At 50.7% G+C, this 14,422-nt stretch carries 14 protein-coding genes; 7 read left to right on the top strand and 7 right to left on the bottom strand.

The genetic code is table 11. From position 1 onward, the window contains the following. Positions 1–137 precede the first annotated feature (137 nt). The 4 genes from BLR06_RS08865 to panB are packed head-to-tail and all read right to left on the bottom strand — an operon-like array spanning position 138 to position 4,788. Positions 138–1,313, bottom strand: a complete 1,176-nt coding sequence (locus BLR06_RS08865; RefSeq protein WP_092071577.1) for a M20 metallopeptidase family protein — start codon at positions 1,311–1,313, stop codon at positions 138–140. A gap of 25 nt (positions 1,314–1,338) precedes the next feature. Then, positions 1,339–2,991: a dihydroxy-acid dehydratase gene (gene ilvD / locus BLR06_RS08860; protein ID WP_092071574.1), complete on the bottom strand. Its 1,653-nt coding sequence runs from the start codon at positions 2,989–2,991 to the stop codon at positions 1,339–1,341. Next, the gene (locus BLR06_RS08855) at positions 2,988–3,929 is read right to left on the bottom strand and encodes a ketopantoate reductase family protein (RefSeq protein WP_139164472.1); all 942 of its coding nucleotides are present in this window, start codon (positions 3,927–3,929) and stop codon (positions 2,988–2,990) included. The genes ilvD and BLR06_RS08855 overlap by 4 nt, the downstream gene beginning before the upstream one ends. A 25-nt stretch (positions 3,930–3,954) precedes the next feature. Continuing rightward, entirely contained in the window at positions 3,955–4,788 is an 834-nt protein-coding gene (gene panB, locus BLR06_RS08850; RefSeq protein WP_092071569.1) for a 3-methyl-2-oxobutanoate hydroxymethyltransferase, read from the bottom strand. Between the two features lie 424 nt (positions 4,789–5,212). On the opposite strand from panB, the gene BLR06_RS08845 reads away from it, so the two are divergent. The 7 genes from BLR06_RS08845 (at position 5,213) to BLR06_RS08815 (ending at position 12,057) form a co-directional block, all read left to right on the top strand. Next, the gene (locus BLR06_RS08845) at positions 5,213–5,500 is read left to right on the top strand and encodes a TM1266 family iron-only hydrogenase system putative regulator (protein ID WP_092071566.1); all 288 of its coding nucleotides are present in this window, start codon (positions 5,213–5,215) and stop codon (positions 5,498–5,500) included. Beyond that, positions 5,484–6,908, top strand: a complete 1,425-nt coding sequence (gene hydG, locus BLR06_RS08840; protein ID WP_092071563.1) for a [FeFe] hydrogenase H-cluster radical SAM maturase HydG — start codon at positions 5,484–5,486, stop codon at positions 6,906–6,908. Before BLR06_RS08845 ends, hydG begins: the two co-directional genes overlap by 17 nt. Positions 6,909–7,069: 161 nt before the next feature. After that, positions 7,070–8,377 (top strand): ABC transporter substrate-binding protein, encoded by a 1,308-nt coding sequence (locus BLR06_RS08835; RefSeq protein WP_092071561.1) that lies wholly within the window; start codon positions 7,070–7,072, stop codon positions 8,375–8,377. A gap of 79 nt (positions 8,378–8,456) precedes the next feature. Then, positions 8,457–9,335 carry a carbohydrate ABC transporter permease gene (locus BLR06_RS08830; protein WP_092071558.1) on the top strand — a complete coding sequence of 293 codons (879 nt, stop codon included), beginning with the start codon at positions 8,457–8,459 and terminating at the stop codon, positions 9,333–9,335. After that, positions 9,325–10,152, top strand: coding sequence for a carbohydrate ABC transporter permease (locus tag BLR06_RS08825; protein ID WP_092071556.1), 828 nt, complete (start codon positions 9,325–9,327; stop codon positions 10,150–10,152). Before BLR06_RS08830 ends, BLR06_RS08825 begins: the two co-directional genes overlap by 11 nt. 5 nt (positions 10,153–10,157) lie before the next feature. Further along, complete coding sequence (locus tag BLR06_RS08820) at positions 10,158–11,264, top strand: ABC transporter ATP-binding protein (protein WP_092071928.1); 1,107 nt, start codon at positions 10,158–10,160, stop codon at positions 11,262–11,264. 19 nt (positions 11,265–11,283) lie between these two features. Continuing rightward, on the top strand, positions 11,284–12,057 hold the full coding sequence (locus BLR06_RS08815) for a sugar phosphate isomerase/epimerase family protein (RefSeq protein WP_092071553.1): 774 nt from the start codon (positions 11,284–11,286) through the stop codon (positions 12,055–12,057). 66 nt (positions 12,058–12,123) lie between these two features. Here the strand turns inward: BLR06_RS08815 and BLR06_RS08810 are convergent, their stop codons facing one another. The 3 genes from BLR06_RS08810 to BLR06_RS08800 all read right to left on the bottom strand — a co-directional run bounded on the left by BLR06_RS08810 (position 12,124) and on the right by BLR06_RS08800 (position 14,243). Continuing rightward, positions 12,124–13,095, bottom strand: coding sequence for a tetratricopeptide repeat protein (locus BLR06_RS08810; RefSeq protein ID WP_173812964.1), 972 nt, complete (start codon positions 13,093–13,095; stop codon positions 12,124–12,126). 450 nt (positions 13,096–13,545) lie between these two features. After that, positions 13,546–13,692 (bottom strand): hypothetical protein, encoded by a 147-nt coding sequence (locus BLR06_RS08805; RefSeq protein WP_173812966.1) that lies wholly within the window; start codon positions 13,690–13,692, stop codon positions 13,546–13,548. A 68-nt stretch (positions 13,693–13,760) separates the two neighbouring features. After that, positions 13,761–14,243 (bottom strand): hypothetical protein, encoded by a 483-nt coding sequence (locus BLR06_RS08800; protein WP_173812969.1) that lies wholly within the window; start codon positions 14,241–14,243, stop codon positions 13,761–13,763. Between the last annotated feature and the right edge of the window lie 179 nt (positions 14,244–14,422).

Below are 14,422 nucleotides of genomic sequence, written 5' to 3'. Positions count from 1 at the left end.
ACGGAAAAGACGGAATATGTAAATTGAAATTCCGGCGCAAGGCCATTGCGCTTCGTAACCCTCCGTGTACTCTGTGCCCTCTGTGGTTAACCGTTCCGTTCCTCCGCCCATTTACAGCATTCCCCGGATAGGCCGGATCATTTCATTTTATTTAATAATTTTAACGCTGAACGCAGCAGGACCTCCATACCAATGGGCAGGGCCGTCTCATCAATGTCGAATTTGGGATGATGCTGTGGATAGATAATATTTTTCGCGGCATTGCCGGAGCCGACAAAAATCATCATGCCGGGTATTTTCTGCAAATAGCAGGAAAAGTCTTCGCCGGCCATGACCGGTTTTATCGTAATGATATGATCGGCAGGCAGCAGTTCCCCGGCCGCCTCAACCACGGTTTTGACAATTTCCGGGGAATTGACCAGCGGAGGGAAACCAAGTTTCTTCTCCACGGTGCAGCTCGCCCCGGACGCCTGGCTTATCCCCCGGGCAATCGCTTCAATCCGTTCGAAAATCTGCAGCCGCAGGGCATGATCAAAAGACCGCACCGTTCCCTTCAGAACAGCGATGTCCGGAATAACATTAAAGGCCTCGCCGGCTTTGAACGACCCCAGCGATACGACAGCATTCTCCAGAGGATCAATATTCCTGCCGACAATGGTATGCAGGCCCATGACAATCTGCGCCCCGGTCAGAATGGGGTCAATTGTTTGCTGAGGCATTGAACCATGGCCGCCTTTTCCCTGGACGGTGATGGTAAACGCATCGGGTGCAGCCATCAACCGGTCATAGGATATGCCAATCGTTCCGGCGGCCAGCGTTTGCCATAAGTGGGCGCTGATAATGGCCGCAACGCCCTTCAGGGCGCCGGCCTCAATCAGCGGCTGTGCACCGCCGGGAAACTCCTCTTCACTGGGCTGGAACAGCAGCCTCACCGTACCGGCAAGCTGCTCTTGCATTTCCGCCAGGACTTTGGCCACACCAAGGAGCATGGCCACATGCCCGTCATGACCGCAGGCATGGCAAACTCCGTGATTGACTGACTGATAGGTCTGCCCGCATTCATCCTGCAGTCTTAATGCATCCATATCCGCCCGAATGGCAATAACCGGGCCGGCCGCCGGGCCGGCAATATCGGCAATGACGCCGGTATCAGCCGCCGGTTTGGCTTCAATGCCCAATGCCCTAAGCTCAGTCAGCACTCTTTTTTGCGTATTGTATTCCTGTCCGCTTAATTCAGGATAAGTATGAAAATACCGGCGCAATGCAACAACCGCCGCGGTGTGTTTTTTGATTAAAACTCCAATATCCGGCATACTGCCAATCGCCTCCAGCCTCAAACTATTTTAGAACAGCCCCGGTACTGGCTGAAGTAACCATCCTGGCATAACGGGCCAGGTAACCTTTGGTTACTTTAGGCTCCGGCCGCCGCCATACTGCCCGGCGCTGGTCCAGTTCAGCTTCACTTACCAGCAAATCCAGCTTCCGTCCGGGAATGTCAAGCGCAATGATATCGCCTTCTTTAACCAGGGCAATCGTACCGCCCTCCATTGCCTCAGGCGAAACATGGCCGATACAGGCCCCGCGCGTTGCGCCGCTGAATCTGCCGTCAGTCAGCAGAGCCACTTTAAGACCCATACCCGCAATTACGGCAGTCGGGTTGAGCATTTCCCGCATCCCCGGCCCGCCTTTCGGCCCCTCATAACGGATGACGATGACATCGCCATCAATAATTTTTTTGGCCAGAATAGCGTCAATTGCCTGTTCCTCCGAATCAAACACCCGGGCCGGGCCTTTAAATGCCAGCATATCCTCCGCCACGGCGCTCTCTTTGACAACAGCGCCGTCAACGGCCAGATTGCCGCGCAGGATCGCAATACCGCCGCGGCTGCGATAAGGAGTGTCCACCGTCTTTATGACGTTATGGTCAGTACGGCCGGCCTGCTCTATCCGACCGCCAATCGTGCCGTCAACCGTCAGCGCGTCCGTATGAATCAAGCCGCGCCCGGCCAGTTCTTTCATCACCGCCGAAATCCCGCCTGCCTCATTCAAATCCTGAATATGATGCGTCCCTCCCGGACTGAGTTTGGTAATATAAGGAGTAGCGGCGCTGATACTGTCAAATAAACTTAACGGCAGCTCCAAATCAGCCTCATGGGCAATGGCGGTTAAGTGCAGGACGGTATTGGACGAACCGCCAATCCCCATATCAACGGTAATGGCGTTTTCAAATGCTTTCATTGTCATAATATCACGTGGTTTGATGTCCCTGGCAATTAGATCCATGATCACCGTACCGGCCTGTTTGGCCAGCATTCGCCGGGCGCCGAACTGAGCCGCAGGAATTGTGCCATTGCCGGCAAGGCCCATCCCCAAGGCCTCGGCAAGGCAGTTCATGGTGTTGGCTGTAAACAGACCCGCGCATGATCCACAGCCCGGACAGGCCGATTTTTCCATGGAATCCAGTTCCTGGGCGCTTATTTTACCAGCTTCGAATAAACCCGCCGCTTCAAACATACTGCTTACACTTACGTCTTTGCCCTGATGACGGCCGGCCATCATCGGACCGCCGCTCACTACAACACAGGGAATATTAAGACGCGCGGCAGCCATCAGCATCCCTGGCACAATTTTATCACAGTTGGGAACAAGGATCAGCCCGTCGAAGGCATGTCCGGTAGCGACTGCCTCAATCGAATCAGCAATCAGTTCCCGGCTGGCCAAAGGAAATTTCATTCCTTCATGCCCCATGGCAATACCATCGCAAATACCGATCGCCGGAAATTCGACCGGCGTGCCGCCGGCAGACGCAACGCCCATTTTGACGGCGTCAGCGATTGTTCTAAGATGAATGTGGCCGGGAATGATTTCATTGAAAGCATTGACAACCCCAATCAAGGGTTTTTGCAAATCCTGCGGCGTATACCCCATCGCATAAAACAAAGCCCGGTGTGCGGCTCTGGTTGATCCTTTTTTTACAATATCGCTCCTCATACTGCTCCCCCGCTTCTCTTATTTCGCATTCTGCTATCTTCCAGCACTTTGATGAGTGATGTCAGTACCTGATTCACAGGTACGGCGATTTTATCCTTTAGCCCTTCCGCAACGACAGCCCCGTTGATATGGTCGATTTCAGTACGGGAGCCGCGTTCCAGATCCTGCAGCATTGAGGATTTATTTGTATAAGTATCCTGTGCAACTTTAACGGCCAATTGGACTGGTTCCGTTAATAACGCAATATTTTTGTGAGCGGCCACTGCCGCTAATTCGCTGATTGCCATTTGCATCAACTGTCTTGTCCCGGAATGAGCTAAAAGCTCGCCATTGGTCAGGGACGTAATGGCCGAAAGTGCATTGATACCAACATTGACGGCTAATTTGGTCCAGATTAAGCCCCGGACATTGTCAGTGACCTGAACGCTGACTCCCGCCTGATGAAACAGTCCGGCCAGCCTGGTTATTCTTCCGGAAAAAGTGCCGTCAAGCTCGCCAAGCGTTACCTCCCCCGCATTGCTTACCTTAATCGAACCCGGCGCCGGCAGCAAACAGCCATAGGAGGTTGTACCGGCAACTACCTTTGCGCTGCCGGCAATCGCGCGAATCGCTTCAATATTGCCCAAGCCGTTTTGCAGGGTCAATATCGTCGTGTCCGGCCCAATCAGTTTCAGGCAGTCAAGCAGCGCCTGCCTGGTATCATAAGCCTTAACAAACAGGATAATCAAATCAGCCGGTCTGTCCGGAACAATTTGGGTTACAGCCTTGATTTGGACGGTAGTTTCCGGATGAACGCCCACCACGTGAAGCCCATGCTGCTGGATGGCCTGCACATGGTCGGATCGTTTATCGACCAACAGTATATCCGCATCACTGCGGGACAGCAAAGCGCCAAACAGGCTGCCCATTGCACCGGCCCCGATAATCACTATGTTCATACCGGCATTCACTTGAGCCGCCAAACTAGTATAACCGGCCAAGCGGTTCCTGATTTAGACCAAAAGACTGCTCAGGCCCCGGAAAGCTTCCGTCGGCAACTTCCCGGGCATAGGTGGTGAGCGCATTCGCAATAGGGTCGTTTAACTGCGCATATTGCTTAACAAATTTGGGGGTAAACTTATCGTACAGGCCCAATAAATCCTGAAGTACCAGCACCTGGGCATCACAGGCCGGCCCGGCGCCGATTCCGATCGTCGGAATGGCTACTTTCCCGGTGATCAGCTCGGCAATGGGCGCTACCACGCATTCCAGAACAAGGGCAAACACACCGGCCTGTTCCAGGTGAAGCGCATCCTCGACCAATCGCCTGGCAATCTCGGCATCTTTTCCCTGAACCTTAAATCCGCCTAGCTGGGCTGCCGTCTGCGGCGTCAGCCCGATATGACCAATGACCGGAATACCGCCCTTTACCATTTCACTGACGATTTCCAGTACATTCGAACCGCCTTCAATTTTAATGGCATCTGCGCCGCCTTGCTGGATAATGCGATTGGCATTGCGGATCGCTTCGCCCACACTGACGTTATACGAGCCAAAGGGCATATCGCCGACAACGAAGGTATGCCGTGCTCCCCGCACCACCGGCTTGATATGATGCAGCATGTCTTCCATTGTAACGGAAACTGTACTATCGTAACCAAGCATGACCATCCCCAGCGAGTCTCCTACTAGAATCATTTCAACCGGAGTCTTATCCACAATCCTGGCAAACGTATAGTCATATGCTGTTACCATGCTGAACCTTTGACCTTGCGCTTTCATTTCTTTAAATTGAGGAATGGTCAACTTTTTCTTCATAAAATAGCCGCCTCCTGTAACTGCTGATCCAGACGATTTAATTATAGTTTACACTACAATTATTTGGTTTATTATTCAATAGTGATCGGCAAATTCCTGCCAGCCTTTGACAAGCGCTGAACCACCGCTCTCCCTGAAATGCCGTTTTTCTCTGTCAGAGTGCTTTCCGCCTCGTTTTTTATAGTAAAAAAACAACTTTTATTTCAATATTACGCAATCCTGACCCAAAAAGTTGTATAATAATAATATCTGACGGCAAGTGAGCATATTGCCCATTTCCCGGAGGATCCAGAGTACTGGAAAAACGAATATAAATGAAATCTGCAGCAAGGGTTAACAGCCTGCGCACGGGAGGAAATACCGGAATAATTGATTCCTTTCTTTGCTGCGGCCAAGAAAGGATTTTTTATAGGGAGGCCTGAGCATGTCCAAACGAATTGGCGTAGTTGGCATTATCATTGACAACCCCAAACAAAATTCGGGTAACGTGAATAGAATCATCAGCAGCTATAGTCAATTGGTCATCGGCCGGATGGGTATCCCTAAACCGGAAGAACAGGTTGGTATGATTGCTCTGATCATTGAAGGCAGTACCGATCAGGTCGGCGCTCTGACCGGTAAGCTGGGCAATCTCCCGGGCGTCACTGTAAAATCAGCCCTCACCAGCAAAAATCTCAATAGGGGGAACCAGACCAATGATGAACAACGCTGAACGTACATCCGACGATTTTATTAACGATGGCCTCATTGAAACACTATTAACCGCCGCCCAAACCAAAGCCGGGGATTCCGGTTATGTGCGCGCCATAATTGCCAAAGCCAAGGATTACCACGGGTTGTCGGCGGCAGAGGTCGCCGTTTTGCTAAAAGTAACCGATACAGCCCTGCTGACCGAATTATTTACGGCCGCTGCGCAGGTAAAGCAAGCCATCTATGGCGCCCGCATCGTCCTGTTTGCCCCGCTGTACATCTCCAGTCACTGTATTAACAACTGTGCGTATTGCGGTTACCGCACCGACAATAACGAACAGTTGCGCCGTCGTCTGTCGCTGGCCGACATCAGGCGGGAGGTCGAAATTTTACAGTCGCTGGGACATAAACGCCTGGCTCTTGAAGCAGGGGAGGACCCGCTGAACTGTCCGGTTGATTATGTCATTGACGCTATCCGGGAAATATACAGCATTAAAAATAAGAACGGCAGCATTCGCCGGGTTAATGTGAATGTGGCGGCAACCACCATTGACGAATACCGCAAACTACAGGCAGCCGGAATCGGCACATACATTCTGTTTCAAGAAACTTACCACCGCCCCACCTATGCAGTGATGCACCCCACCGGCCCCAAACGCGATTATAACTGGCACACCACGGCCATGGACCGGGCAATGCAAGCCGGCATTGATGATGTCGGCATTGGCGTGCTCTACGGCCTCTATGACTATCAGTATGAAACGGTAGCCATGTTCCTGCATGCCGAGCATCTGGAAAAAACCTTCGGCGTCGGCCCTCATACCATCTCCGTGCCAAGGCTGCGTCCGGCTTCCAGCGTTACACTGGAAGAATTCCCTCATCTTGTCAGTGATGAGCAATTTGAAAAACTGGTCGCAATCATCCGGCTGGCCGTCCCTTACACCGGCATGATCCTTTCCACCCGCGAAGCCCCCGGCCTCCGCGATAAGCTCATTGACTATGGCATCTCGCAAATAAGCGCCGGCTCCTGTACCGGGGTTGGCGGCTACCAGCATGTCTATCAAAACCATGACCAGGCCAGCGGCATGCAGTTTGAAACAGGCGATCTGCGCTCTCCCAACGAAATTATCCGAATGCTGTGCGATAAAGGCTTTATCCCCAGCTACTGCACGGCCTGCTACCGGCAGGGCCGGACTGGAGACAGGTTCATGAGTCTGGCCAAGTCCGGCGAGATCCAGAATGTCTGCCTGCCTAACGCTTTACTGACCTTTAAGGAGTACCTTATTGACTATGCCGACGACATCACCAGACAGGCCGGGGAAAGCCTGATCACCGCCAGCCTGACCGATATTTCCCAGCCTGCCGTCCGCCGGACAACCATCGAACGCCTCCGGCAAATAACGGAGGGAAAACGCGATTTATATTTTTAATGTGGAGAACGAAAGGCTGCCGTACCAGCGATAAGAAAATCGCCTGGCGGCAGCCTTTTTATTTACTTAACCTAACCTTAACTTCCTGTTAACAAAAATCGGTCAAAAACAAGCTACAATGAATTCAACTCGGCAACAGAGACTACATAGGAGGAAAATGAATGAAAAAAATGAAGAAGCTGCTTGCTTTATTTTGCCTTGGAGCGCTGACAGCCGCGGCCCTGGGCTGTGGCAGTTCGGCAGTCACATCGGAAAATAGCAGTGGAAAAACAGTCATTGAATACTGGCATGTCAACGCCGAAAGCTTTGGCGGTCCCACGGTTAAACAACTGGTGGAACAATTTAATAAAAATAATCCGGACATTGAAGTAGTGGAAAAGTATAATCCTGATATGTATAAAGGCCTTACCCAAAACCTGCAGGCCGCCATCGCCGCCGGAAAATATCCCGATGTTGTGCAGATGGGTTACAGTTACCTGAACTATGCAGGCGAAAATTTAGCCTACAGCAAACTAAACGACATCATTGCCGCCCATTCGCCGGAAGACAGGAATTACTTTAACGATCATTTTTTGCCCAATATCCTGTCGCTGGCCATGACCGACGATGGCAAACAGATCGGCGTTCCCTATTCGGTCAGTGTGCCTGTGCTCTACTACAATCCTGAGATTTTTAAACAGGCGGGTTTAGATCCCGGCCAACCGCCGCGCACCTGGCAGGAAGTAGCCGCTTATGCCAAAACCATAAAAGACAAGACAGGCTATACCGGTTTCTTTATGCAGGAATACGCCGATAACTGGGCCCAGCAAGCCTTGATTGAGTCCAATGGCGGGCAAATGCTGACAAAAAAAGACGGCCGTACGGTCGCAGCCTTTGATTCAGCCCAGGCAAGTGAGGCTTACCAGCTCTTAGCCGGCATGGTCGCGGCGGGAACCGGCCTCCATGCCACCAATGAAGAAGGGTTTCAGGCTTTTCTGAGCGGCAGGCTCGGCATGGTTTGCACAACCATCGGCAAACGGGATAACTTTGAAAAAAGCGCCAAATTCCCGGTAATGGCAACTGAATTTCCTATATTTGAGGGGAAAAATCGCAAGGTACCGGCAGGCGGTAACTTTCTCATGATATTCTCACGGGATGAAGCCAAACAGAAAGCGGCCTGGCGGTTTGTAAAATATCTTGAATCGCCCGAGGCGCTGGCGCTCTGGACCAAAGGGACAGGTTATCTGCCGCCCCGTAAAGACGTCATTGACCATCCGCAGGGTCTGAAAGAGTTTATTGCCCAGAATAAAAATATGCAGGCAGCCATGTCTCAAATGCCGGATGTTGTGAAATGGGCCAGTTTTCCCGGCGCCAACGGACTACAGGCCGAACAGGCGTTGATTGATGTCCGCGATGTCATTCTCAGCGGTAAACAAACTGCCGCCGATGCGTTGCGGCAGGCAGCGGCTAAAGTAAACTCCCTGCTGTAAATACGCATTCAGCCAATGCTGCAATTTGCCTCAGGGCGGTTGCAGCAATTCCTTATCACCGTTTAGAAAGGAAACATCCATGAAACATAACCTCTGGCGACCTTGCTTGCTATTGGCTCCCGCTGCCGTAATCTTTCTCTTGTTTGCCTACTGGCCGTTATTACAGAATGTATGGCTGAGCTTTCATACCTGGAATATGGTCAGTCCTGTCATAAAATTTGCCGGTCTGCAAAATTACCTGGCCTTATTAGCCGGCGATGAACTCGCAAAAGTTCTGACAAACACCCTGCTTTATATTGCTGTCCTGCTGACGCTTAATTTCCTGCTGCCTTACTTATTTGCCTTTGTGATGGCCCACTGCATCCGCTCCTGCAGTTTTTTTTACCGTTCGGCGCTGTTTATTCCCAGTACGGTTTCCCTTGCCGTCGCCAGCATTCTTTTCCTCTGGTTCTTTAATCCTCTGGCCGGCCCGCTCAGTCTTATCCTGTCCGGCTTCGGACTGGAATCGCCCCGCTGGTTTAAGGAAAACGGCTTAGTCATCATCGCAATTGGCATTGTGATCGGCTGGAAAGTGTTCGGCTACAACCTCATTATATTGCTGGCGGCAATGAATGAGGTTCCCAGGGAGCTGATCGAATCCGCCCGGCTTGACAATGCCTCCCCCTGGCAAATCTTCCGGCGCATTATTCTGCCGCTGACCTCGCCTACAGCCCTTTATGTCTTTGTCATTACCATTGTGTTCGGGTTGCAGTACGTGCTGGTTCCGGTAAACATGCTTACCCAGGGCGGGCCTGATCAGGGCAGCACCAATCTGGTATATATCATTTACCAGTATGGCTTTGTATTCTTCCAGACAGGCAGAGCTGCCGCCCTTTCCGTCCTGACAATGGCGCTTTACGCCGCCTTTCTGCTGGTTAAAAGCAAATATCTTGATCAAAAGGTGCACTATGAAAACTAACAGCAATCCCCAGTGGCGCTGGCATATGATGCTTTGGGCCGCCATACTGCTACAGCTTTGGCCGCTCATTTTCATGTTCAGCGCTTCGTTTAAGCCAATGGACCAGATCTTTCAGGCTTCCCTGAATCCGCTTCCCTATCCGCCCACGCTGGAAAACTATTCCTATGTTCTGGCCTCCTTTCCGCTTGTCCAGTTTACCCTGAATACCTTTCTGATTGCAGCGGGCGTCACACTGGGCAAGCTAGTCACCAGCATTCTGGCCGCCTTTGCCTTTGTTTATTATGAATTTCCCCACAAAGAAAAAATCTTTCATGCAATTCTGCTGACGTTTTTCATTCCAATTACGGTTGTCAGCATACCGAATTATTTGCTGATTGCCAAATTAGGCTTGTTAAACACGCCCTGGGGCGTCATCCTGCCGCAGTTGGGCGACGGCATGGGTGTTTTTCTAATGCGGCAGGCAATGCGCAATATTCCTAAAGCCTTATTCGAAGCCGGCAGGCTGGATCAGGCCGGGGGACGGATCCTATTAACACGCCTGGTACTGCCGTTAATCAGGCCGTCCATAGCCGCCATCGGAATTTTCTTTTTTATTAACTCCTGGAATGAATACTTCTGGCCGCTTTTGGTATTACAGGATAAAGGGGCTTATACCCTGCCGCTGGCTTTACAAATGTTCATCAGCGCTGAAGGCGGCAGTCAGTGGGGTGTGGCAATGGCCGTTTCCGTACTGACCTCGCTGCCGCCCCTGCTTCTGTATATGGTATTTCAGCGCTTTATTATCGGTACGTTTATGCAATCCGGAGTGAAAGGATGATGGGAATGAACAAAATCACATTTCAACACGTTTGCAAAGCTTATGGTGAAAATACCGTTGTCAAGAATTTAAATTTTACGATTGATGAAGGTGAACGCCTGATTTTGCTTGGGCCTTCAGGCTGCGGGAAAACCACGATTCTCAGAATGGTGGCAGGCTTTGAGTCCATTACCTCCGGCGCCCTGCTAATGGGCGGACAAAAGGTAAATCAGCTTGAGCCCGGAGCGAGAAATGTTGCTATGGTATTTCAGAACTATGCGCTGTATCCCCATATGACGGTATGGGAAAATATTACCTTTGGCCTTAGTATCCAAAAGGTTGACAAGGCTGAAATAAAAACCAGAGCGGATCAGGCGCTTTCTATCCTGAACTTATCAGGGTATGAACAGCGTAAACCGCATGAGCTTTCAGGCGGACAAAAGCAGCGGGTGGCGCTGGCCCGGGCCTGGGTAAAGCAGGCGCCCTATTTTCTACTGGACGAGCCACTGTCTAATCTGGATGCTCAGTTGCGCCTTCAGGCCCGGACCGAATTAGTCAAAATTCACCGCCTGTACCGGCCAACCATGATTTATGTTACCCACGACCAGGTTGAAGCCATGACCGTAGGCCACCGGATTGCGATTATGAACCAGGGAAGCCTGCAGCAATTGGACAGCCCGGGTGATATTTATCAGCATCCCGCCAATACCTTTGTCGCCTCCTTTATTGGTTCGCCGCCAATGAATTTATTGCCTGGGCAATTCCGCGAAGGAGCATTGTGGTTTGGCGATCAACGGCTCTGCCCTCCTGCCGGCTGGAAAACGCTGCTGGCCAGGCATCCCGGGCTTTATCTCGGCATCCGGCCCGAACAGTGCTATTTGAGTGACGCCCCCCTGCTTCCGGGACAAGTGGAATTCAAGGAACATCTTGGCGCTCAGCTGTGCATTCATCTGCGCCTAACCCACAATAACCAGCGCGTGCTGTGCCTGCTCCCGGCTGATCAGCCGTTGCCCGAAGGCATCAAAGGAATATCTTTTTCCTGGCGCCGGATCAGCTGCTTTGCCGACGAAACCGGCCTGAATATCGGTTATCCCGACCAGATAAATCAAACTGCGCCTGCCAAACCGGCGTAAATATTTTGCGGAGGCGGATATGAAACTTTCTATCAGCAATTTATCCTTTACCGGATTTGATTATGCGCTAATGAAACAACTGCCGGACAATCTCGGCCTGGAACTGTTTTGGGAATTTGGCAATCCATTCTACTGGGAACAAGTGATGCGCCACTTAACGGATAACCGCCCGTTGCTGGAGTTAAGTGTACACGGTCCGTCGGTCGGCGTCAATCTGGCCAGCCGGAGCGATACCCATTACCTGTCCTTGTACCGGCAGGCGTTTCAGTTTGCCGGCAAATGGCAGGCCCGCTTCCTGGTCGCGCATACCAACGAAGCCTTCGGGGGATCGCCTGAAGAAGCCCGCCGTCTGGTACGAAGCCGCCTCGCCGAACTTGTCCTGATCTCCCGGAAGGAGAAAATCCCGCTGTTAATTGAAAATGTCGGAGTAAAAAGACAAAACACGCTGCTGTTTGATTGGCCGGATTATCTTGACCTGCTGGCGGCATTGCCGCAGGCCGGAGCGATCATTGACACCGGGCATGCTTTGTTAAACAACTGGGATCTGCCTGCCGTCATCCGGCAGCTTGGCGGACGGATAAAAGCTTACCATCTGCATGACAATCACGGCCTGTATGACGAGCACCTTCCCGCCGGTGAGGGCCAGTTGGACTGGAAAGCGCTGTTTTCCGCAATTCAGGCCTTCTCCCCGGATGCGACGCTGGTCCTGGAATATGCAAACACAACTCTGGAAGCATTGCTTGCCAATATGCACAGCGCTGTTTTCCGCAATGTCACACCAAACCGGTGTTAATACTTAACCTGCCTAATAATAATGCGCATGGTCAAAAAACGACCATGCGCATTATTATTAGGCAGGTTACATAAACAGTTGTTTAAATTTAGGCAGTTGCTTAATCTTGTCCAGCTTCGGCTCATCTTTGAAAGAATACAGGTAATCTTTATTATATCGAACCGCTAAAACCAGTTGATCGCAAGCGGCGTCATAATCTCCCGTCATAATCATTGACAGGCCCTTTTCATAATAAGCCTGAGCAAACTCCGGATTTTGTCCAATCGCCTGATCGAACAATTCGATGGCTTTGCCATATTCCCGCATAGTTGTATACACGCCGCCCAGGGAGACCAAAAGCTGAACATTGCCAGGCTCCTGTTCAATCCGCTTCTGATATTCACCAATCGCTCCGGCATAATCATTGGACTTCAGATAAGCGGAAACAAGATAATTCCAGCCATCCTGATCATCAGGAACTAACGCCAGGTGCTTCGACAGCCAGACAACCGCCTGCTGGTAATTGGCTTGGCGGTAATATGCCAGGCCTTTGCCGAATGCGGCGTTTTCGCTGCCGGCATTGAGCTTTAGGGCCAAATCGTAATACTTCAGCGCATTGGCATAATTGTTAAGCGCCAATTCAATATTCGCTTTATTCACATACTGTATATCCGTATTCTGACCAATGAGCAAAGCCCTGTCAATATAAGCATTGGCGATGCGCTGCAGGCTCAGATTATGATAGGCCCAGGCTAAATGATTAAGCGCGGCAGCATGCGCGGGATCTTCTTCGACAACTTTGGTCAAGGCCAGCAGGGCTTCTTCATTTCTTCCCAGGCGCAACAATAAATAACCCTGTTCATTTAATGCATCGAGGTCGTCAGGATACTCCTCCAGAATATGATTGACCGCTTGCAGCGCCTCTCCATACTGCTTATTTTGCGACAGCCGGCTGACTTCACTTAAATCCGGCTTAGTCTCAAAGATGGACCAAACGACCGCCACAATAATAATCAAAATATACATGAACCATAATCGCGGTTTAACATGAAATCGCATTGCGTACCTCCCTATTGCAATTGATATAATAGTCCGCCATAACAGGCTGTTTGACTGTAAACGGCGAATACAGAGCGCTATCGAAATACTTATTCGTTCAATATTCTTTGCATTGCCGCCGTAATCCTGCCGGAAATTCATCAAACTCCCGCCGGCCCCGGCTTTGCTGCTGTTAGTATATTCCTCAGCATAAAAAAGGCAGCCTGATTGGCCCGCTCCGTCCGGCATCTTCCGCGCCCGACACCATGCCCAAATAGCTTTTTTTAAACTGTGGACCACATCATATCCGCAAATCATTTGGCTTGTAACCGGCGAGTCTCTTGCGGGCCTCCTGTTGATTTTTGCCCACCAAAAAGAAGCCGGCAGATTCTCTCATCTGCCGGCCTCTCGCCGAATGCCTGCCGCCTGGACCTGGCAAGAACGCCAGTGATACAAATGAAACCGCGGACGTTAAAAGCGGCAAGCCAGCAGCAACTTACGCTGTTGATCTTCATACTCGGCTTTCCAATAATGCGGATCGTTGATTGTTCGGAAAACAATTCCGTCAATGTTACGCCGAACGGCTGTGACAAAGGGTTTTTCCAGCAAAATCATCACTATACCAGGCGCCCCGCTGAATCCGCCATTCCCCGGCAGCTTCGGGCTTAACGCAGTCACATAGACTATTAAAAAAAGAAACCGGCAATCACGCCCAGCGCCCATATAAAAATATAAATGACGAACCAATGCTCCAAATTATAAGACATAAGTTGATGGCGGCCATTCATGGGAATAAGGGTCTTATATTTTCCTGTGCTTTGACCAAGCAGGAATTTTCCTGGCCTACTGTCCTGCTTCCACTGTTTTCTTTCATTTTTATTTAACCAGATTCCGGTCACATAACATAGTAAGCCGGCAATTAGACACGCAACTAATCCCAGGCCTGTTAAATGTTTTTGAAAATAGGCAGGATCTCCTGTGACCGTACGGGCCAGCAGCTGTATTCCTGTTAAACCAATAAAGCCATATACCAGACCTAGAAACCCCCAGCCTCTAAAAGAAACCATTCCACCCTCCCAGTATTCAATATTAGGTAAACCCAGCAGTTTAAAATAAGGATCTTCTATCAGTCGCAACTCCAGATCGCCTCCTTGAGGCAAGGGTTCCAAGCCTGTCTCACTTTCCAGACCGGACGATCCCCTTGGGTTATACTTTTAGCACTTAAAGAGGCTTTAAATCAATACACCGCCGGCTTGCGTCTGCTGCTGTATGGTTATCACAATCATTATATCGTATTTTTATGAAATGCAAGCGGGACATTCTTCCTATTTTTCCGGGATATAAGCGC

It is taken from the genome of Dendrosporobacter quercicolus (assembly GCF_900104455.1).
GTDB classification, from domain to species: domain Bacteria; phylum Bacillota; class Negativicutes; order DSM-1736; family Dendrosporobacteraceae; genus Dendrosporobacter; species Dendrosporobacter quercicolus.
This window is presented reverse-complemented; position numbering and strand designations above follow the sequence as displayed.